General features: G+C 61.8%; 20 protein-coding genes. 14 read left to right on the forward strand and 6 right to left on the reverse strand.

What is annotated here, in order from left to right:
• Positions 1–45 precede the first annotated feature (45 nt).
• Genes ACXAIC_RS13390 through ACXAIC_RS13410 form a run of 5 tightly spaced genes read left to right on the forward strand, consistent with a single transcriptional unit; the run spans position 46 to position 5,116 of the window.
• Positions 46–810, forward strand: a complete 765-nt coding sequence (locus ACXAIC_RS13390; RefSeq protein ID WP_475179686.1) for an SDR family NAD(P)-dependent oxidoreductase — start codon at positions 46–48, stop codon at positions 808–810.
• Entirely contained in the window at positions 807–1,742 is a 936-nt protein-coding gene (locus ACXAIC_RS13395) for a 2-dehydro-3-deoxygalactonokinase (RefSeq protein ID WP_475179689.1), read from the forward strand. The genes ACXAIC_RS13390 and ACXAIC_RS13395 overlap by 4 nt, the downstream gene beginning before the upstream one ends.
• Positions 1,739–2,350 carry a 2-dehydro-3-deoxy-6-phosphogalactonate aldolase gene (locus ACXAIC_RS13400; RefSeq protein WP_475179693.1) on the forward strand — a complete coding sequence of 204 codons (612 nt, stop codon included), beginning with the start codon at positions 1,739–1,741 and terminating at the stop codon, positions 2,348–2,350. Before ACXAIC_RS13395 ends, ACXAIC_RS13400 begins: the two co-directional genes overlap by 4 nt.
• A gap of 4 nt (positions 2,351–2,354) precedes the next feature.
• Positions 2,355–3,194: an SMP-30/gluconolactonase/LRE family protein gene (locus tag ACXAIC_RS13405; protein ID WP_475179696.1), complete on the forward strand. Its 840-nt coding sequence runs from the start codon at positions 2,355–2,357 to the stop codon at positions 3,192–3,194.
• A 20-nt stretch (positions 3,195–3,214) separates the two neighbouring features.
• Positions 3,215–5,116 carry a beta-galactosidase gene (locus ACXAIC_RS13410; protein ID WP_475179698.1) on the forward strand — a complete coding sequence of 634 codons (1,902 nt, stop codon included), beginning with the start codon at positions 3,215–3,217 and terminating at the stop codon, positions 5,114–5,116.
• Positions 5,117–5,314: 198 nt separating this feature from the next.
• Here the strand turns inward: ACXAIC_RS13410 and ACXAIC_RS13415 are convergent, their stop codons facing one another.
• The 4 genes from ACXAIC_RS13415 to ACXAIC_RS13430 form a co-directional block, all read right to left on the reverse strand.
• A complete protein-coding gene (locus ACXAIC_RS13415) occupies positions 5,315–5,986 on the reverse strand; it encodes a DsbA family oxidoreductase (RefSeq protein WP_475179701.1) in 672 nt (223 codons plus the stop codon).
• Between the two features lie 54 nt (positions 5,987–6,040).
• The gene (locus ACXAIC_RS13420) at positions 6,041–7,933 is read right to left on the reverse strand and encodes a monovalent cation:proton antiporter-2 (CPA2) family protein (RefSeq protein WP_475179704.1); all 1,893 of its coding nucleotides are present in this window, start codon (positions 7,931–7,933) and stop codon (positions 6,041–6,043) included.
• A complete protein-coding gene (locus ACXAIC_RS13425) occupies positions 7,933–8,577 on the reverse strand; it encodes an NAD(P)H-dependent oxidoreductase (RefSeq protein ID WP_475179708.1) in 645 nt (214 codons plus the stop codon). The genes ACXAIC_RS13420 and ACXAIC_RS13425 overlap by 1 nt, the downstream gene beginning before the upstream one ends.
• Before the next feature lie 71 nt (positions 8,578–8,648).
• Positions 8,649–9,368, reverse strand: a complete 720-nt coding sequence (locus ACXAIC_RS13430) for a glutathione S-transferase family protein (RefSeq protein ID WP_475179714.1) — start codon at positions 9,366–9,368, stop codon at positions 8,649–8,651.
• A 144-nt stretch (positions 9,369–9,512) separates the two neighbouring features.
• Between ACXAIC_RS13430 and ACXAIC_RS13435 the strand changes: the two genes are divergently transcribed.
• Positions 9,513–9,884, forward strand: coding sequence for a winged helix-turn-helix transcriptional regulator (locus tag ACXAIC_RS13435; protein ID WP_475179719.1), 372 nt, complete (start codon positions 9,513–9,515; stop codon positions 9,882–9,884).
• Here ACXAIC_RS13435 and ACXAIC_RS13440 read toward each other — a convergent pair.
• Both ACXAIC_RS13440 and iolG read right to left on the reverse strand, forming a co-directional pair.
• Positions 9,866–10,996 carry a Gfo/Idh/MocA family protein gene (locus ACXAIC_RS13440; protein WP_475179722.1) on the reverse strand — a complete coding sequence of 377 codons (1,131 nt, stop codon included), beginning with the start codon at positions 10,994–10,996 and terminating at the stop codon, positions 9,866–9,868. The genes ACXAIC_RS13435 and ACXAIC_RS13440 overlap by 19 nt on opposite strands.
• Before the next feature lie 150 nt (positions 10,997–11,146).
• A complete protein-coding gene (gene iolG / locus ACXAIC_RS13445; protein WP_475179726.1) occupies positions 11,147–12,145 on the reverse strand; it encodes an inositol 2-dehydrogenase in 999 nt (332 codons plus the stop codon).
• Positions 12,146–12,262: 117 nt separating this feature from the next.
• Here iolG and ACXAIC_RS13450 point away from each other — a divergent pair, with 117 nt between their 5' ends.
• From ACXAIC_RS13450 to iolB, 8 genes are all read left to right on the forward strand, one after another.
• The gene (locus ACXAIC_RS13450; protein WP_475179732.1) at positions 12,263–13,120 is read left to right on the forward strand and encodes a MurR/RpiR family transcriptional regulator; all 858 of its coding nucleotides are present in this window, start codon (positions 12,263–12,265) and stop codon (positions 13,118–13,120) included.
• Between the two features lie 138 nt (positions 13,121–13,258).
• Positions 13,259–14,200 (forward strand): sugar ABC transporter substrate-binding protein, encoded by a 942-nt coding sequence (locus ACXAIC_RS13455; protein ID WP_475179735.1) that lies wholly within the window; start codon positions 13,259–13,261, stop codon positions 14,198–14,200.
• A 144-nt stretch (positions 14,201–14,344) separates the two neighbouring features.
• Positions 14,345–15,490: an ABC transporter permease gene (locus tag ACXAIC_RS13460; RefSeq protein ID WP_475179740.1), complete on the forward strand. Its 1,146-nt coding sequence runs from the start codon at positions 14,345–14,347 to the stop codon at positions 15,488–15,490.
• A gap of 1 nt (position 15,491) precedes the next feature.
• Positions 15,492–16,283: an ATP-binding cassette domain-containing protein gene (locus tag ACXAIC_RS13465; RefSeq protein WP_475179744.1), complete on the forward strand. Its 792-nt coding sequence runs from the start codon at positions 15,492–15,494 to the stop codon at positions 16,281–16,283.
• Positions 16,284–16,324: 41 nt separating this feature from the next.
• Complete coding sequence (locus ACXAIC_RS13470; RefSeq protein ID WP_475179750.1) at positions 16,325–18,271, forward strand: bifunctional 5-dehydro-2-deoxygluconokinase/5-dehydro-2-deoxyphosphogluconate aldolase; 1,947 nt, start codon at positions 16,325–16,327, stop codon at positions 18,269–18,271.
• Complete coding sequence (iolD, locus tag ACXAIC_RS13475) at positions 18,268–20,109, forward strand: 3D-(3,5/4)-trihydroxycyclohexane-1,2-dione acylhydrolase (decyclizing) (RefSeq protein WP_475179755.1); 1,842 nt, start codon at positions 18,268–18,270, stop codon at positions 20,107–20,109. The genes ACXAIC_RS13470 and iolD overlap by 4 nt, the downstream gene beginning before the upstream one ends.
• A gap of 127 nt (positions 20,110–20,236) precedes the next feature.
• Positions 20,237–21,133, forward strand: a complete 897-nt coding sequence (iolE, locus tag ACXAIC_RS13480) for a myo-inosose-2 dehydratase (RefSeq protein WP_475179758.1) — start codon at positions 20,237–20,239, stop codon at positions 21,131–21,133.
• Positions 21,130–21,948 (forward strand): 5-deoxy-glucuronate isomerase, encoded by an 819-nt coding sequence (iolB, locus tag ACXAIC_RS13485; RefSeq protein WP_475179762.1) that lies wholly within the window; start codon positions 21,130–21,132, stop codon positions 21,946–21,948. The genes iolE and iolB overlap by 4 nt, the downstream gene beginning before the upstream one ends.
• Positions 21,949–22,256: the final 308 nt, after the last annotated feature.

The following is a 22,256-nucleotide window of genomic DNA, read 5'->3' on the forward strand; positions in this document are numbered from 1 at the left end:
TTTTTGAACGCATGGCTTTTGCCAAAAACCTGAAGGGAGCGTCCGATGCACGCGAATTATCCGGATCTGAAAAACAAGTCGGTCTTCATTACAGGCGGCGGTTCCGGGATCGGCGCGGCATTGACCTCCGGCTTTCTGGCACAAGGGGCCAAGGTGGCATTTGTCCAGCGCTCGGATGCCTCTGATTTTTGCGGCGAGATGGAACGCCAGCACGGCAGCCGCCCCCTGTTCCTGCCCTGCGACATTTCCAAGATCGACGAGCTGAAAGGCGCCATTGACGAGGCGGTGGCGTCCAACGGCCCCATTGCCGTTCTCGTCAACAACGCCGCCAACGACACGCGCCACAAGACCGAAGAGGTGGACGAAGAGTTCTGGGACTGGTCCCAGGCCATCAATCTGAAAGCCTATTTCTTCGCATGCCAGCATGTCATTGCCGGCATGCGGGCGGCCGGCGGCGGCGCCATCGTCAATTTCACCTCTATTTCCTACATGATGGGCAATGCGGGCTATGCGGCCTATACGACCGCCAATTCAGGGCTCAACGGCATGACCCGCAGTCTGGCGCGCGAATTCGGTCCGGACAACATCCGGGTCAATGCCATCGCTCCGGGCTGGGTGCTGACACAGCGGCAAAAGGATCTTTGGGTGACACCCGAAGCCCTGGCCACCCATATTGAGCGCCAGTGTCTGAAGGTGGAACTGTCCCCGGATGACATGGTTGATCCGGTGCTGTTTCTGGCCTCAAATGCCAGCAAGGCCATGACCGGGCAGTCGCTGGTCGTGGATGGCGGCGTTGTGGTGACGGGATGACCTTGCTGCCCGAAGCAGACAGGATTGCGGTGGACTGGATTGCCGTGGACTGGGGCACCAGCAATCTGCGGATCTGGGCTCTGGATGCGCAGGGCAGCACGCTGGCCCACCGCAGCTCTGCCAGGGGTATGATCACTCTTGAGAGAGACGGCTTCGAACCGGCCCTGCTGGAGCTGATTGACGACCTGCTGCCCACAGGCCGTGCGACCCCGGTGATCATGTGCGGCATGGCCGGGGCTCGTCAGGGCTGGGCCGAAGCCCCCTATCGGGCCGTGCCCTGCCCGCCGCCCTCCCTTCAAACCGCCACACAGGCACCGTCCCGGGATCCCCGGCTCGACATCCGCATCCTGCCCGGCATCAAGCAGACTGATCCGGCAGATGTAATGCGCGGCGAGGAAACCCAGATCAACGGGTTTCTGGCAGGACAGCCCGGCCATTCGGGAACCCTCTGCCTGCCCGGCACCCATACCAAATGGGTGCGGCTGGAGGCCGGGCAGGTCACCCGTTTCAGAACCTGCATGACCGGCGAGCTGTTCGCGCTTCTGTCCGGCCAGTCCGTGCTGCGCCACAGCGTGGCAGCAAAGGGATTTGACTGGTCCGCCTTTGCCGCAGCGGTGGCCGCAATGGCTGAAGCCCCGGAAGCACTGGCGACGGATCTGTTCAGCATCCGGGCCGCCGGGCTGGTTGCGGATCTGGAACCGGAGGCTGCAAGAGGCCGCCTGTCCGGCCTGCTCATCGGCGCCGAGATCGCCGCCATCCGCCGGGACTTTCCCCTGAACACCGTCATGCTTCTGGGCACTGACCATATCGCCAAAGCCTATCAGGGCGCGCTGGCCCAATTGGGCTTTGAGGCCCGCCCGCTCGATGCGGAAGCAACCACATTGAACGGCCTCGCCCTCGCCTATTCGACCTATCAAAAGGAGGCTTCATGAGCCGGAACCTGATTGCCATCCTGCGCGGGCTGACCCCGGCCGAAGCCCTTCCGGTTGCCGAGTGCCTGATCGAGACAGGCATCACCCGGATCGAAGTGCCACTCAATTCACCTGACCCGCTCACAAGCATCGAAGCCATGGCCAAAGCCTGTGCAGACCGGGCGCAGATTGGCGCCGGAACCGTGTTGCGGCCCGATCAGGTCTTGAGCGTTCAGGCGGCCGGCGGCACCCTGATCGTCTCCCCGGACTGCAACCCGGATGTGATTGAAACCACCAAGGCGGAAGGTCTGCAGTCCTTTCCCGGTGTCATGACCCCGAGCGAGTGTTTCACCGCCCTGCGCAGCGGTGCCGACGGCCTGAAATTCTTTCCCGCCTCCCTGATCGGCCCATCCGGCCTCAAAGCCATGCTGGCGGTTCTGCCGGGCGGCACTCCCACCTACCCGGTTGGCGGCGCGGGCCCCGAAAACTTCAGCGACTGGATCAAGGCGGGCGCCACCGGCTTCGGCATTGGCACCGCGCTCTTCAAGCCCGGCCTGACGGTTTTGGACATCAAGGCACGCGCCGAGGCCATCGTCTCAGCCTATGACAAGGCGATCGCAGGAACCTGAACGGATGAGCCACATCTTTGACGACCACCGCTGCCGCCTGGGTGAAGGCCCGCTCTGGCATCCCGAACGCCAGCAACTGTTCTGGTTCGATATCTTGAACAAGCAATTGCGCAGCCGGGACAACGGCACGCCCAAGGTCTGGCAATTTGACGAGCACGTGTCCTCCGCCGGCTGGGTCAGCCGGACTGAACTGCTGATTGCAAGCGAAAGCCGCCTGTTCCTGTTTGATCTGGAAACGGATGCCGAACGCACCCTTTGCGCCCTTGAGGCAGACACGCCAGCCACCCGTTCCAATGACGGGCGCGCCGACCCGCAAGGGGGATTCTGGATCGGCACCATGGGCTTTGAGGCTGAGCCCGGCGCCGGGGCGATCTACCGCTATTACAAGGGCGAACTGCGCCAGCTCTACCGGGACATCACGATTTCCAACGCGATCTGCTTTGCCCCCGACGGCAAGACCGCCTATTTCGCCGACACGGACACCCAGAAAATCCGCAAGGTGCCGCTGGACGCAGACGGCTGGCCGCAGACCGAGCCCGATCTCTTCATCGATCTTGCCCCGGGCGGCTACTACCCGGATGGCGCCGTTGTCGACACGGACGGCCATCTGTGGAACGCCCATTGGGGCGGCCACCGGGTGGCCCGCTATTCACCGGAAGGGCGGTTTGTGGAGGAAATCACGCTGCCCGCCAGCCAGATCACCTGCCCCGCCTTTGGCGGTGCGGATCTGCAGACCCTCTTTGCCACCTCCGCCGCCGAAGGTGCGGACGGCCCGGACGACGGCAAGACCTATTTCGCCCAGACCACAACGCGCGGCCAGGCCGAACACCGCGTGATCCTTTAAAGCGAGGCTCAAAGGACCCCATGAAGCGCACGCTTGGAACCTGTTACTATCCCGAACACTGGCCGGAAGAAATATGGGCAGCCGATGCCCGTCGCATGAAAGAGGCTGGCCTGACCTGGGTCCGGGTCGGGGAATTCGCCTGGTCCCGGCTGGAGGCGGCACCCGGAACGCTCACCTTTGACTGGCTCGACCGGGCCATTGACGTGCTCGGTGCAGCCGGGCTGAAGGTGGTTTTGGGCACGCCGACCGCAACCCCGCCCCGCTGGATGGTGGCAAAGCACCCGGACATGGTCGCACTGGATGCGGACGGGCGCCCGCGCGGCTTCGGCTCCCGGCGGCATTACTGTTTTTCCCATGAGGGCTACAAACAGGAATCCGACCGGATCGTCCGCCTGTTTGCAGAACGCTATGGCGCCCATCCCCATGTTGCCGCCTGGCAGACCGACAATGAATATGGCTGCCATGACACTATCCTGTCCTATTCTCCGGCAGCCCTTGCCGCCTTCCGGGTCTGGCTGGAACAGCGCTATGGCACGATTGATGCTCTGAACCGGGCCTGGGGCAATGTCTTCTGGTCCATGGACTATGCGTCTTTTGACGAGATCGGCCTGCCCAACCTGACGGTGACCGAACCGAACCCCGCGCACACACTGGCCTTCCGGCGGTTTTCCTCCGATCAGGTGGCCGCCTTCAACCGGCGGCAGACGGAGATTATCCGCACCCATTCCAAAGCGCCCATCAGTCACAACTATATGGGCCGGATCACGGACTTTGACCATTTCAAGGTCGGCGATGATCTCGACATCGCCACCTGGGACAGCTACCCGCTCGGCTTTCTGGAAGACCGGGTCGGCGCGGATGCGGCCCATCAGCGCGCCTTTGCCCGCCAGGGGGACCCGGATTTTCAGGCCTTTCATCACGACCTTTACCGGGCCGTCGGCAAGGGCCGCTGGTGGGTGATGGAACAGCAGCCCGGGCCGGTGAACTGGGCCCCCTATAACCCGGCGCCCCTGCCCGGCATGATGCGCCTGTGGGCCTGGGAAGCCTATGCCCATGGGGCGGAGGCCGTGTGTTATTTCCGCTGGCGTCAGGCACCCTTTGCCCAGGAGCAGATGCATGCGGGCATGCTGCGTTCCGACAATGCCGATGCCCCGGCCCTGAAGGAAGCCCGGCAGGTAGCGGACGACCTGGTCACGGCGCCGGATGTTGAAAGCAGGCAGGCCCCGGTCGCGCTGATCTTCGATTATGACGCGGATTTTGCCTGGACGACCCAGCCCCACGGGGCGGGCCTAAGCTATTTCCAGCTGGTGTTCGATGCATATAAGGCCTTGCGGAAACTTGGCCTGTCCATCGACATCCTGTGCGCGGACACCAGGGATTTCAGCGGATACAAGCTTGTTGCCGCCCCCGGGTTGATCCACATGCCGCAAGCTTTGAAACAGGCCCTTGCCGAAGCGGACGCCAATGTCGTGCTCGGCCCCAGAACCGCCGCCAGAACGGAGGAGATGGTGCTTCCCGTGCCCCTGCCGCCGGACATGCCCGGCCTTGATGTGACCGTGGCCCGTGTGGAGAGCCTGCGTCCCGACATGCCGATGCCGCTCAAGAATGGCGGGTGCTTCGCCGGCTATAGAGAAGAACTGGAAGGCGCCGCTGAGCCCGTTCTGGAGCTGACGGACGGCCAGCAGGCCGCCATGCGCGAGGGGAATTTGACCTATGTGGGCGGCTGGTGTGACGAGACGGCGTGGATCCGCCTGTTTGGGGATCTGTGCGAAGACGCCGGCCTGCCGCTTCTGCGCCTTGAAGGCGGCGTCCGCTGCCGGGATGCGGGACCTTTGCGGATCTGGACCAACTATGGCTCAGAGCCCGCCGACACCCCGGCTGGCCGGATTGAGGCGGCAGGGGTTCTGTTCGAAGCGCTTTAGGGGCGTCATTCCTTCCGGGAAAGGTGCCCCTCTCCTCAAGATGAGTTCGAACAAGCTTCGAACGCGGGCTCCTTTCCCCTTCGAAAGACCGTCCCGGAGCTGATCCGGGACCTCCGCTTTGGGGGACCTTTGCCAGAAGGCAAGGAGGCCCCGGCGCACGGCCGGGGCGGCAAAGGAGAGAGAGGCGGGAAGAGCGCTCTAAGCTGCCGCGCCGCTGACAATCTGGCGCAGAATGGTTGCATAATTCCCGGTGCCCTGGGCCCCGGAGACAAGGTGGCGCTTTTCGAAAATGACCGCTGGCACGCCGTGAATGCCGTTCTGGGTCCAGAAGGCTTCCGCCTGGCGCACCTCGGCTTCAAAACGGTTCTCTTTCAGAACTGTGCGGGCTTCTGCCGGATCAAGGCCTACGCTTCCGGCAATGTCGACCAGAACAGCGTCGTTATAAAGATCCTTGTGGTCCTGAAAATAAGCTGCAAACAGCGCCATCTTGAGCGCGTGCTGCTTGCCGTCCGCCACCGCCCAATGCAACAGGCGGTGCGCCTTGAAGGTGTTGACCATACGCATATCGCCGGTGAAACGAAACTCAAAGCCCAGCCCGGCGCCCAACTCCGTCAGCCGGTCGCGAACCGACTGGGACTGCTCTGCGGTTGAGCCATATTTGCGCATGAGATGCGCGCGCAGGTTCTCCCCCTCCGCCGGCATATCCGGATTGAGCTCAAACGGATGCCACGTCACCGTCGCGGAGATGCCGGTTTCAGCAAGGGCCTGTTCCAGCTGCTTGAAGCCGACAAGGCACCAGGGGCAGACCACATCGGAGACGATGTCGATCTCCAGAACCTCCTCAAGGCCCTGGCCGGAAATGTTGCTCATGAAGTTTCCTTTCCCTGAAGCTGTAGCTCTAGCTGATGCGGCCGGCTTCGAACTCTAAAGTCTGGCATCTCCTTTGGGCGGCGGGGTCCAGCCCCGCTCCGTCCGGTCGTGCCCGTCTTGCCCCCGGTCGACCCGCATGATCTCGAACAGGGTCTTGGAATGCGCCCGCATGGCATCGATATAGGATGTGTCGACGCCGCCGTCATTATAGTTCTCCCGAAGCGCGTCGAGCATCTTGCCGTCGTGCTTGCGGAAGTCCTGTGACCGGCTCCGGGCGCGGAAGGGATGAGCGCCGAGCTCAATCAGGGCTTTCCGGCCCAGGGTAAGCGCCCCTTCAAACACTTCGCGCTCGGCGAAATGGGCCCCGGCCTTTTCCAGTTCATAGACATGGTGGCGGTCCCGCGCCCGGGCCAGGATCGTCACCTTCGGATAGGTCTTGGCCACATGTTCCACCACAAGCGTCTGCTTGTCCCGGTCGTCCAGGGCCGCGACAAACAGATCCGCCTCGCCCAGTCCCGCGCCGTGCAGCAGATCCGGGCGCGTGGCATCCCCATAGAAGGTGCGCAAGCCAATGCGCCCCAGATTGTCGACCGTCTGCGGGTCATGGTCGAGAATGACGACATCATAGCCGCTGGTCAGCAGCAGCCGCGACACGATCTGGCCAAAGCGCCCCATCCCGGCAACGACCACCCGCCCCTTGCTGTCGATCACATCCGCTTCCCGGCCGGACGGCTTCACCGCTCTGGGGGCAATGATCTTTTCATACAAAATGAACAGCGCCGGGGTCAGCAGCATGGTGATGGCCACCACCAGGGTCATGATCTGCAACAGCCCGGGTTCCAGAACCCCCGCACCGGAGGCGAAGCCGAACAGCACAAAAGCAAACTCGCCCGCTTGAGCCAGTCCCAGGGCGAACAGCCACCGGTCCGCCCCGGTCAGCTTGAACAGCGTCGCCAGCCCGAACAGCAGCGCGCATTTGACCGCCATCAGGCCAAGGGCAAGCCCCAGGATCGTGACCGGAGCCCCCAGCAGCAGGCCGAAATCAATACCCGCCCCGACCGTCAGGAAAAAGAGGCCGAGCAGCAGCCCCTTAAATGGTTCGATATCGCTTTCCAGCTCATGGCGGTAGTCGCTGTCCGACAGAACCACCCCGGCCAGAAACGTGCCCAGCGCCGGGGACAGGCCGACAAAATCCATCAAGAGCGCAATCCCGATCACCAGCAGCAGCGCTGTTGCGGTGAAGATCTCCCGCAAATGGGCTTCGGCAATGAAACGGAACACCGGCCGCAGCAGATGCCGCCCGGCCAGAATGATCGCCGCGATCACCGCGCAGATGATCACGGCCTGCATCCAGCCGGGCAATGCGGCCAGAGCCTCCCCGCCATGGGACGCTCCGTGAGCGTCACCGCCCAGCTCTGCCCCATGCCCCTCGCCATGCTGGCCCGCCAAAAGAGGCAGCAGCGCCAGCATCGGGATCACGGCGATATCCTGGGTCAGCAGCACGGAAAAGGAGCCCTGCCCGCCTTGGGTCTTCATCCAGCCTTTTTCATTCAGCGTCTGCAGAACAATGGCCGTGGACGAAAGGGCCAGGATCATGCCAAGGGCAACCGCGCTTTGCCAGGACAGGCCCGCCGCCATGCCGATCCCGGCAAAGACCGCCGTTGTTCCAACCACCTGAAGCCCGCCAAGGCCAATGAGCTGCTGGCGCATCTTCCAGAGCATGGCCGGCCGCAGTTCCAGCCCCACCAGAAACAGCATCATCACCACGCCGAATTCGGCAAAATGCTGCACATCGACTGTTTCCGCCCCCACAATGCCGAGCACAGGCCCGATGGCCACCCCGGCAATCAGATAACCGAGTACGGAGCCAAGGCCGAGCCGGTTGGCAACCGGCACCGCGACCACCGCCGCGCACAGATAGACAAACGCATCCCCGAGCAAGCCCATCAGACCACCTCCCCTTTCAGCATGACATCCTCCAGCGCAGGTCCGAGGACCAGAGCAGCCGCGGCCTTGTCCAGATCAAGGCGCTCAGCCACAAGCGCTTTCAGGAGGTCGTCATACGCGTTGCGGTGACGGTCCAGCCGCCCCTCTTCAAGAGCCCGTCCAGCCTCGAACAGCGCAAAAGGCGCCAGAAAGCGCATGCCGCACAGATCCGCTGTTTTTTCAAAAGGCGCAAGCAGGCTGCGCAGGTCCGACCGGTTGAAACCGTCGGGAGAATAGGCCGCCGCGCTCGCCCCAGCAGAAATCACATTCAAGAACACCTTGCCGCGCAGCGCATTGCCGTGCGGCCCGTAGGCAAAGCCATATTCCAGAACCAGATCCTGCCATTCTTTCAAAAGGGCCGGCGCCGAATACCAGAACAGCGGATGCTGAAAGACGATCACGTCATGGGCCAGGAGCTTCGCTTGTTCCACCTCCACATCGATGCTGAAGTCCGGATAGACCCCATATAGATCCACGGCCGTGACCCCCGCGACCGATTGTGCGGTTTCAAACAGCGGAAAATTCACCTCCGACCTGTCCGGTCTTGGATGCGCAAAAAGAACCAGTACCTTGGCCAAGAGTGCCCCCGCCCTATCCTGTTGCACCAGGCAGCACTCCTGCCCGGCCGTCCCTATCTGTCTCAAGGGTATAGAACCAGGCGCAGCCCGGCAAACCGCTACGTCGCCTTTACATCACTGGCAAAGCGCGCGGCATTTTCCTTCAGGAACTCCGCCTCGTCAGCATGCCCCCAGAAGGCTGGCTGGGCCTTGGGGATCGTCAGCGCTTTCTGCACCGCCGGTCGGGCATCCATCCGGTCGAACCAGGCCTGAAGATGGTCAAGCCCGTCAACAGAGACTTTTGCCCAGACATGGGCCCGCGCCCAGGGAAAGGTTGCCATATCAGCGATCGTGTAAGTTTCGGCGGCAAGCCAGTGACGGCCCTCAAGACGGGTGTTCAGCACCTCAAGCAGACGGCGCGTCTCGTCAACGTACCGCTTGATCGAAAACGGCTCCTCGTGGCCATTGGGCGCTGCGATCCGCTGAAAATACATTGCCTGGCCCATCATCGGGCCGATCCCGCCCATCTGGAACATCAGCCATTGGAGCGTTTCAGATCTGGCTTTCGGGCTCTCCGGCAAAAACCGGCCGTATTTTTCAGCCAGATACCAGAGAATGGCACCGCTTTCGAACACAGGAAAATCCTCATTGCCCCGGTCCACAATGGTCGGAATGCGGCCATTGGGATTGAGCTTCACATAATCCGGAGCCTTTTGATCTCTTTTGGCGAAATCAATGAATGTGAGATCATAGGGAATACCAGCTTCTTCCAGAAAGATCACCGGCTTGTAGCCGTTCATCGTTGCCGCGGTATAAAGGTGGATATCAGGCTTTGGCATGTCAGGTTCCCTGGTCCAAATGTCATCGCAATGCTGCGCAGAAAGCGCTTCTTGAACTGGGGCAAGAGATGAGGAATAAGGTAACGAAAATCAACCAGTATACTTTTTGTAACCTGATTTTAGTGACCTGACAGGAGACGCATCATGGCTGGCCGGCTTAAAACCGAAGGCAGACGCCGGGTTGTTCTGGACGCCTGCACAGGCCCATGCCCGATTGAACAGGGCATGCGCATTCTGGGTGGCAAATGGACCGGCTCGATCCTCTGGCACCTGAAAGACGGCCCCGTCCGCTTCAACGACCTGTCCCGCATGCTTGGGCGCGCGAGCAAGAAAATGATCGCAGAACGTCTGAAGCAGCTTGAAGAGCGGCGCCTTGTGTCCAGAACAGTTCTGCGCACCGCGCCCGTCTCGGTGGAATATGAAATCACAGAGTTCGGCAGAACCGCGCTCAAGGTCCTGGATGAACTCAGGATCTGGAGCGAAACCCTGCCAAAGGATCAGCTGGAGCCGACCTGAACCCGCTGGCCGCTGTCTGCGGAGGCCGCAATGGCGTGGATGACCTCTTCGAAATGCAGGGCCTCCCGGAAAGAGGGAACGGCGGGGCGGTCTTCGATGATGGCACGCAGGAATTCATGCGCCTCGATCACCTTCAGATCATTGAAGCCGAGCTGGTGTCCGGCGGCCGGGACGAAAACCCCATAGGGCGGATGGGCCGGGCCGGTAAGCAGCGTCTTGAAGCCCTGTTCGGCGGCCGGTCCCCGGTTCTGGTAGAGCCGCAATTCGTTCATGCGTTCCTGATCGAAGGTGATCATGCCCTCCGTGCCGTGAATCTCAAAGGCAATGTAACTCTTACGCCCCCAGGCGCTGCGGGAGGTAGACACCACGCCGTGCACACCGCTTTCAAAGGTCAGCAGCGCGGAGGCAATGTCTTCATTTTCCACCGCCTTGCGTGCGCCGGAGCCATCGTCCACAGGCCGGGTGGAATGTATGGTCTTTGTCTCTGCAATCAGGCTCTTGACCGGCCCGGCCAGCGCCGTTGCCAGGGAGATCAGATGGCAGCCCAAATCCCCCAGCGTGCCGAGCCCGGCAGCATCTTTGGTGGCGCGCCAGGTCCAGGCCAGCTCCGGGTCCGCCTGATAATCCTCATCCACCACCCCGCGAAACTGCACGATCCGGCCGATGGCCCCATCGGCAATCAGCTTGCGCGCATGGGTGATCGCCGGATTGTGCAGGTAATTGTAGCCGACAATGGTTTTCACATCCCGCGCCTCAGCCAGCGCCACCATCTCCCTTGCCTCGTCCAGGGTAAGCGCCATCGGCTTTTCCAGATGCACATGCTTGCCCGCTGCAAGCGCGGCCATCGCCATCTCCTTGTGCACCTTGTTGGGCGTTGTGATACAGACACTATCAACCGCCGGATCGTTGATCAGATCCCGCCAGTCCGCCGTGGCCCGCTTGAAGCCGAATTGCGCGGCAAAGCCGTCCGCCTTGTCCGCCGGCACATCGCACAGCACCTCAAGACGGATCTCCGGCACATCGCCGAACACAGCCTTTACCGCCCCATAGGCCAGCGCATGGCACTTGCCCATGAACCCGGTGCCGATCAGGCCAATGCCAACGCTCTCCATAACCGTTCCTCCCGGTCAAAAAGTATCAAAGCAGGGCGCCGCGCTCCTCCAGGCGGCACTCCAGGGTTCGGACCCGAACTCTTTGTGGAAGCCGGGACGGCACACCCCCGTGCCGCCTTGCCTCCCCATGTCATACGAGGCGGAACCGGGTCAGATCTCATCCACGCTGACCGAGCGCCGCTCGGCGACAGATTTCAGTGCCGCTTCGGCCAGCAAAAGCGCCTTGAGACCGTCCTCACCGCTCGGACGGGGCGCGCTGCCCGTCTCGATTGCTGCCACGAAGGCCGTGATTTCGGCCGCATAGGCGTCCGTATAGCGGGTCATGAAAAAGTCATGCAACGGCGGGCGCTGATAGCCCTGCGCCGTGGCCAGCTCAATGGAAACAGGCCGCTGGTTTTCTGCAGACACCGCCCCTTTCGACCCATGCACCTCGATCCGCTGGTCATAGCCATAGGTGGCCCGGCGGGAATTGGAGATCGAACACTGTTTGCCGGACGCCGTGGTCAGAACAACGCTGGCGCTGTCATAGTCGCCCAGCTTGCCGATTTCCGGATCCACCAGAACGGAGGCCGCCGCATAGACGCTCACCACATCTTCGCCCAGAAGAAAACGCGCCATGTCGAAGTCATGGATCGTCATGTCCCGGAAGATCCCGCCTGATGAGCGGATATAGTCGGGCGGCGGCGCCCCCGGATCCCGGGAGGTGATTTGAACCATTTCCACATCCCCGATCCTGCCCGCATCAATGGCGTCCCGCACCGCCTGGAAATGGGGATCGAACCGGCGGTTGAAGCCAAGCATCAGGACCGCACCGCACTCTGCAACCGTTTGCAGGCACGCCTTTGTGCGCTCCAGGGACAGATCAATGGGCTTCTCGCAGAAGACTGCTTTGCCCGCCCGCGCGAAGCGTTCGATCAGGTCCGCATGCATGTCGGTTGGGGTGCAGATAATGACCGCATCCACATCTGTGGCCGTTTCAATGGCCTCGATTGACCGCACTTCGGCGCCATAGGCCTCAGCAAGCGCGGCCGCCGCTGCGTCCACCGCATCTGCAACCGCCACAAGACGCGCGCCTGACGCGGCGCCAACGGCCTTCGCATGGACCTTCCCGATCCGTCCCGCCCCAAGCAGGGCGACCTGAACAGCCATGGTATTTCCTCCCGGATGACTGGCGAGTGGAGCTGATACTCGAAGACTTGCCAATTTAGAATAAAAATTCCAAAATCATTTTCCACGGAATGTGTCAAGCGGGAAAAGATAACGACAATGACAGATGCCAAGCACACGCCCCTCGAACCGCCCCGAAAAGAGGCGCCTGCACCAGAGACCATCGACGCATTTTTCAACCGGCTTGGCAGCAGCGCCGACGAGCTGCCCAAGCGCCTCAAGCAATTTGCCGATTTCATTGCCGCCAATCCGGACCGGGTCGCAGTCTCCACCGTGGCAGAGCTGGCCCAGGGTGCGGATGTGCAGCCTTCTGCGGTCATGCGGTTTTGCCAGGAAATGGGCTTCAGCGGCTTTTCCCAGATGCAGAAGCTGTTCCGCTCCAACTATTCCCAGAAATGGCCTGATTATGCCACCAGGCTGGAAAAACTGCGCGAACAGGGCAACGGGTCCCCGTCTGCGCTTCTGGCCGAGTTTGTCGAGGTCGGCCGGGCGTCACTGGAAAACCTGATGGCAACCGTTGACCCGAGCGCCCTGCAACAGGCGGTCGATGTCCTGGCCCGGGCGGATACCATTCATATGATCGGCTTCCGCAGGGCCTTCCCGGTCACGTCCTACCTTGCCTATGCCTTTGAGAAAATGGACGTTCCCGCCGTCCTTCATTCCGGCATCGCCAATATCAACATGGAGCATCTGATCCGGCCCAATGATGCGGTCATTGCCGTGACATTCGCCCCCTACACCGAACTGACGCTCGATATGGTGGCCAGAGCCCGGACAACGGGTGCCGACATTGTTGCCATCACCGATGTGGTCACCAGCCCGCTGGCCCGGTTCAAAGCCATTCAGCTGCTGGTCTCAGAACTTGATGTCGGAGCCTTCCGGGCCCTGTCCGCCAGCCTGTCGCTGGCCATCGCCCTGGCCGTCTCCGTCGGCGCCCAGAGGAACAGATCTGCATAATTTTGGAAAAAATCTGTTGCATAAAAACAAAATTGGAATTTAAATTCCAAAAGTGGCCAGCACATCCTGCAGCCACCTTCGACTTCTGAAACTGCGGGCGGGAGTAGTGGCCTGCAGTACCTGTTCTGGGAGGAACGTATGAAGAAGACACTCGTTGCAATGGCTGCCGCGGCCATTGCCTTTACCGGCATGAGCGCACCGGCGTCGGCAGATGGCGAGCGCTATGTGCTTGTCAGCCACGCACCGGACAGCGACAGCTGGTGGAATACGATCAAGAACGCCATTGCCGTTGCCGGCGACCAGATGGGCGTTGAAGTGGAATACCGCAATCCGCCGACCGGCGATCTGGCCGACATGGCCCGGATCATCGAGCAGGCCTCCGCCTCCAATCCCGATGGCATCATCGCGACCATCGCCGATTATGACGTTCTGTCCGGCCCGCTGTCCAACGCGGTTGCCAAGGGCATTCCGGTCATTACGATCAATTCGGGCACCGAAGAGCAGTCCAAGAAAATTGGCGCGCTGATGCATGTCGGCCAGCCGGAATATGCCGCCGGCAAAGGCGCCGGTGAAAAGGCCAAGGCCGCAGGCGTTACCAATTTCCTTTGCGTGAACCACTACATCACCAACCCGGCCTCCGTTGAGCGCTGCCAGGGCTATGCCGATGCGCTTGGCGTGGAACTGGGCGGTCAGATGATCGACAGCGGCCAGGACCCGGCGGAAATCAAGTCCAAGGTCATGGCCTATCTGCAGGGCCACCCGGAAACCAATGGCATCTTGACCCTCGGCCCGACCTCCGCGCATCCGACCCTGGCGGCACTGGAAGATCTCGGCAAGTCCGGCACCATTCATTTCGGCACCTTTGACCTGTCCGGTGAAATTGCCGAAGCCATCAAGGCCGGTGTGATTTCCTTTGCCATCGACCAGCAGCCCTATCTGCAGGGCTACCTGCCGGTGGTGATCCTCACCAACCTGACCCGTTATGGCGTGGTTCCGGGCAATTCCATCAACTCCGGCCCGGGCTTCGTCACCAAGTCCAATATTGCGCTGGTGGAGAAATTCGCAGGCGAATACCGCTGATCTGCGGCCGGAGAGGCGGCTTCCGCCTCTCCGCTTTTTCAGACCCGGACCGGTGATCGGCGTCCGGACAAACCCAAGACAACATGTTCTTGCGGCCGGGCCGCAAACAAGCGGCCGGCCTGAACGGCACGCAGGAGGAATCTTATGGCTGAGTCTCTACAGACCGCCGCGCCCGACACGGCACAAGCGCCTCAAAAAGATGAACGCATTCGCGAGATGTCGTCCCTGCGCAAGGCGCTTATCCGCCCGGAACTGGGTGCGATCTGCGGCACCTTTCTCGTTTTCCTGTTCTTTGTCGCCATTGCCAGCGACAGCGGCATGTTCGCCCCCGAAGGCGTCATCAACTGGGGCACTGTGTCCGCCCAGTTCGCCATTATCGCCGTCGGCGCCTGCCTCTTGATGATTGCAGGCGAATTCGATCTCTCCGTCGGCTCTATGATCGGCTTTTCCGGCATCATCATTGCGCTGATGAGCGTGCAATGGGGCTTCCCGATCTGGTTCGCGATTCTGGTGGCCTTTGCCCTTGCCCTCGCCATCGGCGCCTTGAACGGCTATCTGGTGGTCAAGACCGGCCTGCCGTCTTTCATCGTCACCCTCGCCTTTCTTTATATCCTGCGCGGGCTGACCATCTTCATTTCCATTGCCACCACCCGCAAGACCATCATTGGCGGCGTGAAGGAAGCTGCCGAAGGCGATCCGATTGCCTGGCTGTTCGGCGGCAAGGTGTTTCACGGGCTCTTTGTCTGGCTTGCGGATCTGGGAATTGTCGGCACGTTCGTGGCCGGTCCCAAGGCGGGCCAACCGGTTGTGGAAGGCATTCCCATGCTGATGATCTGGGCGCTTGCCCTGATTCTGTTTGGCCATTTTCTGCTGACCCGCACGAAATTCGGCAACTGGATCTTCGCAGCCGGAGGCGATGCCCAGGCAGCCCGCTATGTGGGTGTGCCGGTCAACCGGGTGAAGATCATGATGTTCATGTTCACCGCTTTCTGCGCCACGATTTTCGCCACCTGCCAGGTGATGGAATTCGGCTCGGCGGCGGCCGATCGGGGTCTTTTGAAGGAATTCGAGGCGATCATCTCCGTGGTGATTGGCGGCGCCCTGCTCACTGGCGGTTACGGCTCGGTGATCGGCGCTGCGCTCGGCGCCCTTATTTTCGGCGTCGTCCAGCAAGGGCTGTTCTTTGCCGGCGTTGAAAGCTCTCTGTTCAGGGTCTTCCTCGGAGTGATCCTGCTGCTGGCCGTGATCCTCAACACCTATATCCGCCGCATGATCACGGGAGAACGCTGACATGACTGCCGCTTCAACCGCTCCGCTGATCGAGCTTGCCGGAATCGAGAAACATTTTGGTCCGGTGATTGCCCTCAACGGCGTCTCCGTCTCCGTGCAGGCCGGGGAATGCCACTGTCTTCTGGGAGACAATGGCGCGGGCAAATCCACCTTCATCAAGACCATGTCCGGTGTCCACAAGCCGACCAAGGGCAAGATCCTGATTGACGGCAAGGAGGTCTCCTTCAACAGCCCGCGCGATGCCATGGCCGCCGGAATCGCCACCGTTTATCAGGATCTGGCGATGATCCCGCTCATGTCGGTCACCCGGAATTTCTGGATGGGCCGGGAGCCGGAAAAACGCTTCGGCCCGTTCAAGTATTTCGATTTTGCCACCGCAAACGAAGTCACCATGACGGAAATGGCCAAGATGGGCATTCACCTTCGCTCGCCCGACCAGGCGGTCGGGACCCTGTCCGGCGGCGAACGCCAGACCGTTGCCATCTCGCGGGCCGTCTATTTCGGGGCCAAGGTTCTGATCCTGGACGAACCAACCTCCGCGCTCGGGGTGCGCCAGACTTCCAACGTGCTTGCCACCATCGACAAGGTCCGCAAGAAGGGCATTGGCGTCGTCTTCATCACCCATAATGTGCGCCATGCCATGGCCGTGGGCGACCGCTTTACTGTGCTCAACCGTGGCAAGACGCTCGGCACAGCCGCGCGCGGGGAGATTGAGGCCGAGGAGTTGCAGGATCTGATGGCAGGCGGCCAGGAACTGGCGGAGCTTGAAGGGTCCCTGGGCGGCACGATCTGATCTGCCGGACGACAGCAACAAGAGACGAGCAGGATAAAGCTGTGACAAAACTCGATGTCATCACCATCGGCCGGTCTTCGGTCGATCTGTACGGGGCCCAGGTGGGCGGCCGTCTGGAGGATATGGCGTCCTTCAACAAATATATCGGCGGCTCCCCCACCAACATGGCAACCGGCACCGCCCGGCTCGGGCTGAAATCCGGGCTGATCACCCGCGTCGGTGATGAACATATGGGACGGTTTATCCGCGAGGAGCTGGAACGGCACGGCGTCGACACGCAAGGCGTCGTGACCGACAAGGACCGGCTGACCGCGCTTGTCCTGCTCGGCATCCGGGACCAGGAACAGTTTCCCCTGATCTTCTACCGGGAAAACTGCGCTGACATGGCCCTGTGCGAGGACGATATCGACCCGGCCTTTATCGCCTCGTCCAAGGCGGTGGTGGTGACCGGCACCCATCTGAGCCACCCGCAAACGGAAGCCGCTGTCCTCAAGGCGTTGACGCTTGCCCGGGAGAACGGCGGCCGCACCGCCCTGGACATCGACTTCCGGCCCAACTTATGGGGGCTGTCCGGCCATGGCGACGGCGAGAACCGGTTCATCGCCTCTGACAAGGTCACGGCCAAACTGCAATCCACCTTGCATCTGTTCGACCTGATCGTCGGAACGGAAGAAGAGTTTCACATTGCCGGCGGCACCACCGATACGGTTGAAGCGCTGAGGAATGTGCGCGCCGTGTCCGGGGCCACGCTGGTGTGCAAGCGCGGCCCCATGGGCGCAGCCGCCTTTGAAGGCGCGATCCCGGACAGTCTGGATGACGGCATTTCCGGACCGGGCTTTCCGATCGAGGTGTTCAACGTTCTGGGCGCCGGGGACGGGTTCATGTCCGGTCTCTTGAAAGGCTGGATCACCGGGCAAGACTGGGTCACCAGCCTCACCTATGCCAATGCCTGCGGCGCCTTTGCCGTCTCCCGCCACGGCTGCACCCCGGCCTATCCAAGCTGGGAGGAACTGCAATTCTTCCTCAAGCGCGGCGTGACCACCAAGGCCCTGCGCAAGGACCCGGAGCTGGAACAGATCCACTGGTCCACCAACCGGCGCTTCACCCATGGCGGCGACTGGTCGACTATGCGGGTCTTTGCCTTTGACCATCGCATTCAGATCGAAGAGATGGCCGATGACGCCGGGGTTTCTCACGCCCATATCGGCCCCTTTAAGAACCTGTGCCTTGACGCAGCCCTTAAAGTGGCAGGCGGTCAGCCGGGCTACGGCATCTTGTGCGACAGCCGCCTCGGCCGTGAGGCGCTGTATGAGGCCGCCGGAACCGGACTATGGATCGGTCATCCGGTGGAGTGGCCAGCCTCCCGGCCACTAACCCTTGAACCGGAAATAGGTCCGGATTTCGGCGGCCTGGGCGAATGGCCCACTGAGCATGTTGTCAAGGTTCTGTGCTTCTATCACCCGGACGATCCGGCGGAGATGAAAGCAGAACAGGAAGACACGCTGCAGCGCCTGTTTGCCGCCTGCCGCAGGAACCGGCTGGAAATGCTTCTGGAAGTGATCCCCTCCAAGGTGGGGCCGGTGCATGATGACACCACGGCCAGGATCATCCGGCGGATCTACGAGATCGGAATCTATCCGGACTGGTGGAAGCTGGAGCCCATGACCTCCAGAGACGCCTGGCAGCAGGCCTGTTCCGTGATTGTCGAGCATGATCCCTATACACGCGGCATCGTCGTGCTGGGCCTGGATGCGCCGGAGGAACAGCTTGCGGCCAGCTTCGCGCAAGCTGCGCAATTCTCCCTCGTGAAGGGCTTTGCGGTCGGGCGCACGATTTTTGCCGATGCGGCGCGCAATTGGCTTGCAGGCCGAATGACAAACGAAGAAGCTGCGGCGGATATGGCCGCTCGCTTCGAGCGCCTCTGCCGCATCTGGGACACGGCCCGCGCCGACGCCCGCATCAACGAACCCCGGGAACTTTCCGCATGAGCACGATCCGCCTCACCGCCGCCCAGGCGATGGTCCGCTATCTTGCCGGCCAGATGACCGAAGACGGCGAGCGTTTCATTGACGGTGTCTGGGCCATTTTCGGCCACGGCAATGTCGCCGGGCTCGGCGAAGCCCTGCAACAGGCCGGCAACGCCCTGCCGACCTGGCGCGGCCAGAACGAGCAGACCATGGCCCACACAGCCATTGCCTATGCCAAGGCCAGCAAGCGCCAGCGCGCCATGGCCGTCACCTCCTCCATCGGCCCCGGCGCAACCAATCTGGTGACTGCGGCGGCTCTTGCCCATGTCAACCGCCTGCCGGTCCTGTTGATCCCCGGGGATGTTTTTGCCAGCCGCACGCCCGATCCGGTGCTGCAGCAGGTGGAGGATTTCGACGACGGCACGGTTTCGGCCAATGACTGTTTCCGCCCGGTCTCGCGCTATTTCGACCGGATCAGCCGGCCCGAACATCTGCTCACAGCTCTCCCCCGCGCCTTCCGGGTCATGACCGACCCGGCCAATTGCGGCCCGGTGACCCTGTCTTTCTGCCAGGACACCCAGGCAGAAGCCTATGACTATCCGGAAAGCTTCTTTGAGCCGAAGGTCTGGCGCATCCGCCGCCCGGAACCGGACAGCCGGGATCTGGAAGATGTAGCCCGCCTGATCCGTTCTGCCCGGCGCCCGGTGATGGTCTGCGGCGGCGGCGTGATCTATTCGCAGGCCGAAGAAACCTTGAGCGATTTCTGCACCCGACACCACCTGCCCGTGATCGAGACCCAGGCGGGCAAATCAGCCCTTGCCCAGTCCCACCCGATGAATTTCGGTGCGGCCGGGGTGGACGGCGCCGAATGCGCCAACAAGCTGGCCGAAAGCGCGGATCTGATTGTCGGGATCGGCACCCGGTTTCAGGATTTCACCACCGGGTCATGGGCCCTGTTCAAGGAGGCCGACCGCAAGCTGGTCTCCATCAACGCGCAGGCCTATGACGCGGCCAAGCATGGTGCGATCAGCCTGGTCAGCGACGCCAGGGCCGCGCTGGAAAAGCTGACGGCCCTGCTGGGCGACTATGAAAACGCCGCCTACCGGCCGCAGCCTCGTGTGGACTGGCTGGCCCGGGTCACCGCCCATTGCAGCGCCAGGACCGGTGTGCCCGAAGACTACCGCCCGCTGGATGCGGAAGTGATCGGTGCCGTGCAGCGTACCTCCACCGCCAGGACTGTGGCCATGTGCGCCGCAGGCACCATGCCCGGCGCCTTGAAACTGCTGTGGCAGGCGTCCCAGGGCGGGTATCACATGGAATATGGTTATTCCTGCATGGGCTATGAGATTGCCGGAGCCATGGGGGTCAAACTGGCCCAGCCGGAGCGCGATGTGGTCTGCTTTGTCGGCGATGGCTCCTACATGATGGCCAATTCCGAACTGGCTACGGCCGTCATGCGCCGGGTGCCGTTCACTGTGGTCCTGACCGACAACCGGGGCTATGGCTGCATCAACCGGTTGCAGATGGGCACCGGCGGGGCCCAGTTCAACAATCTCTACAAGGATTGCAACATTGAGGACCAGCCGGAGCTGGATTTTGTTGCCCATGCAGCTTCCATGGGCGCCCATGCGCTGAAGGCAGGCACAATCGCGGAGCTGGAGGCAGAGCTCCTGAACGCGCGCGAACGCTCGATCCCGACCGTCATCGTCATCGAGACCGACCCGATGCACGGGCCGGGCGAAAATGGCGGCGGCCACTGGTGGGACGTCGCCGTACCGGAAGTCTCAGAGCGCGAAGACGTGCGCGCCGCCCGCGCCAGCTATGTCGCAGCTCAAAAACATCAGAACCTGGTGGACTGAGACCGCAGCAGCGCAGTGACCAGAAAAGTGCCCTCCTTCGGGGTTGCGCCCAGGCGCATTTCCCGAAAGAGGGCGGCATGATCAACCCGCAACCCCCGCTGTTTCAACACGCGGCAGGACACACCCCATGATCCTTTACGGCACCAATCCGATTGCCTGGGCCAATGACGATGATCAGAGCCTTGGCGCCCATATCCCGACGGAGCAGATCCTCAAGGAGGCCTCTGAGATCGGCTTTGACGGCATCGAGAACGGGCATCGCTGGCCCGGTGATCCGGAAGCGCTGAAACAGCTGCTCGGCAGCTATGGCCTTGCTTTCATATCCGGCTGGTATTCCCTCAATCTTCTGACCCGATCGGTCGAGGAGGAGAAAGAGGCTATCCAACCCCATCTGAACAAACTGAAACACAATGGCTGCAAGGTCTGCATTGCCTGCGAGACCTCCAACTCAATTCAGGGCTCTGACGCGGATATATCCAACAGCCCGGTTTTGACCGCCCCTGAGATGGTTGCCTTTGGCGCCAAGGTGGAGGAGATGGCCAGGTTCTGCGCAGATCAGGGCATTGATCTGGTCTATCACCACCACATGGGCACGGTCGTGGAAACGCCGGAAGAAATCGACGCCTTCATGGCGGCAACCGGCCCGGCCACGAAACTGCTCTTCGATGCCGGTCATTGCTATTTCGGCAGCAAGGGTCAGGACCCGGCCCCGATCCTTCAAAAACACATCGGCAGGGTGCGTCACTTCCATGCCAAGAATGTGCGCCCAGCCGTGATGGAGACGATCCGCGCGGACGGGCGCTCCTTCATGGATGGGGTGCGCGCCGGGGTGTTCACCGTGCCGGGAGATGAGGAAGGCGGCGTCGGCTTTGTGCCGCTGCTCAAGATCCTGAAAGAGGCCGGGTATGACGGCTGGATCGTGATCGAGGCCGAGCAGGACCCTGACATCCGCAATCCCAAACACTATCAGAGCCTCGGCCTGACAAGCCTGAAGGCCGCAGCACAGGAGGTAGACCTGACATGAGTGAGCTTCTGCGCAAGCCCGCCGCCACAAACGGCAAGGTGCATGACATCACCATTGACAACGCCAAAAGCGCCAAGTCGCCGGACTGGGCCTATGTGGGCTTTGGCCTCTACCGGCTGAAGGCCGGAGAGACCGTTTCGGAAGCCACCGGGGATCTGGAGGTCATTCTGGTGATGGTGGAAGGCAAGGCAGCCATTTCCGCAGGCGGTCAGGATTTCGGCGAACAGGGTGAGCGCATGAATGTGTTTCAGCAAATGCCGCCCCATAGCGTTTATGTGCCCAACGGGACGGACTGGTCGGCCACTGCCACGACAGACTGCACCATCGGTGTGTGCACGGCTCCCGGCAAAGGCGGCCATGCAGCGCGGGTCCTGCCGCGTCCGGAAAAGGTCACACGAGGCAAGGGCGCCAACACCCGCTACATCTTCCCCATTGCCATGGAAGAGGCCGATGTGGCCGACAGTCTTCTGGTTACGGAAGTCTTCACACCGGCCGGAAACTGGTCGTCCTATCCGCCCCACCGGCATGACGAAGACAACTTCCCCGACATGACCTATCTGGAAGAGACCTATTATCACAGGCTCAATCCGGATCAGGGCTATGGCCATCAGCGTGTTTTCACCGATGACGGCTCCCTGGATGAAACCGTGTCGGTCAGCAGCCATGATGTGGTGCTGGTGCCCAAGGGCCATCACCCCTGCGGCGCCCCCTATGGCTATGAGATGTATTATCTCAACGTCATGGCAGGCCCGATCCGCAAATGGCGCTTCCAGAACCACCCGGATCATGACTGGATCGCCCTGCGCGACGCCTGACAGCTTCACAAACATGCAAACAGCCGGCCGCTCCCAACGCAGAACCGGGCGGGCGGACGGCTGAAAACCAACCGGCAAAAAGAAGAACGTCCTGAGACCAAGCGCAATTGATCCTGGCCTTTTTTGACCGCGCTTGGAGGGTCTTCGGCCAGGAGCGCGTCGCAGGTCGATGCGGGATATCGGGCCAGACGTGCGGCAACGTCCGAAGTTCCTCCGAGCACGGCCTCTGGGCGCGGCCTCTGGGCCCCGTATCCAACCAAAGGCCATCGTTGCAGCGCATCGCGCGACCCGGTCAACCAGACCGGGTC

It is taken from the genome of Roseibium sp. AWQ4_254 (assembly GCF_056161025.1).

Coding starts and splice junctions, on each gene's coding strand:
- ACXAIC_RS13390 (WP_475179686.1), top strand. CDS start 46: ATGCACGCGAATTATCCGGATCTGAAAAACAAGTCGGTCTTCATTACA.
- ACXAIC_RS13395 (WP_475179689.1), top strand. CDS start 807: ATGACCTTGCTGCCCGAAGCAGACAGGATTGCGGTGGACTGGATTGCC.
- ACXAIC_RS13400 (WP_475179693.1), top strand. CDS start 1,739: ATGAGCCGGAACCTGATTGCCATCCTGCGCGGGCTGACCCCGGCCGAA.
- ACXAIC_RS13405 (WP_475179696.1), top strand. CDS start 2,355: ATGAGCCACATCTTTGACGACCACCGCTGCCGCCTGGGTGAAGGCCCG.
- ACXAIC_RS13410 (WP_475179698.1), top strand. CDS start 3,215: ATGAAGCGCACGCTTGGAACCTGTTACTATCCCGAACACTGGCCGGAA.
- ACXAIC_RS13415 (WP_475179701.1), bottom strand. CDS start 5,986: ATGAGCAACATTTCCGGCCAGGGCCTTGAGGAGGTTCTGGAGATCGAC.
- ACXAIC_RS13420 (WP_475179704.1), bottom strand. CDS start 7,933: ATGGGCTTGCTCGGGGATGCGTTTGTCTATCTGTGCGCGGCGGTGGTC.
- ACXAIC_RS13430 (WP_475179714.1), bottom strand. CDS start 9,368: ATGCCAAAGCCTGATATCCACCTTTATACCGCGGCAACGATGAACGGC.
- ACXAIC_RS13435 (WP_475179719.1), top strand. CDS start 9,513: ATGGCTGGCCGGCTTAAAACCGAAGGCAGACGCCGGGTTGTTCTGGAC.
- ACXAIC_RS13440 (WP_475179722.1), bottom strand. CDS start 10,996: ATGGAGAGCGTTGGCATTGGCCTGATCGGCACCGGGTTCATGGGCAAG.
- iolG (WP_475179726.1), bottom strand. CDS start 12,145: ATGGCTGTTCAGGTCGCCCTGCTTGGGGCGGGACGGATCGGGAAGGTC.
- ACXAIC_RS13450 (WP_475179732.1), top strand. CDS start 12,263: ATGACAGATGCCAAGCACACGCCCCTCGAACCGCCCCGAAAAGAGGCG.
- ACXAIC_RS13455 (WP_475179735.1), top strand. CDS start 13,259: ATGAAGAAGACACTCGTTGCAATGGCTGCCGCGGCCATTGCCTTTACC.
- ACXAIC_RS13460 (WP_475179740.1), top strand. CDS start 14,345: ATGGCTGAGTCTCTACAGACCGCCGCGCCCGACACGGCACAAGCGCCT.
- ACXAIC_RS13465 (WP_475179744.1), top strand. CDS start 15,492: ATGACTGCCGCTTCAACCGCTCCGCTGATCGAGCTTGCCGGAATCGAG.
- iolD (WP_475179755.1), top strand. CDS start 18,268: ATGAGCACGATCCGCCTCACCGCCGCCCAGGCGATGGTCCGCTATCTT.
- iolE (WP_475179758.1), top strand. CDS start 20,237: ATGATCCTTTACGGCACCAATCCGATTGCCTGGGCCAATGACGATGAT.
- iolB (WP_475179762.1), top strand. CDS start 21,130: ATGAGTGAGCTTCTGCGCAAGCCCGCCGCCACAAACGGCAAGGTGCAT.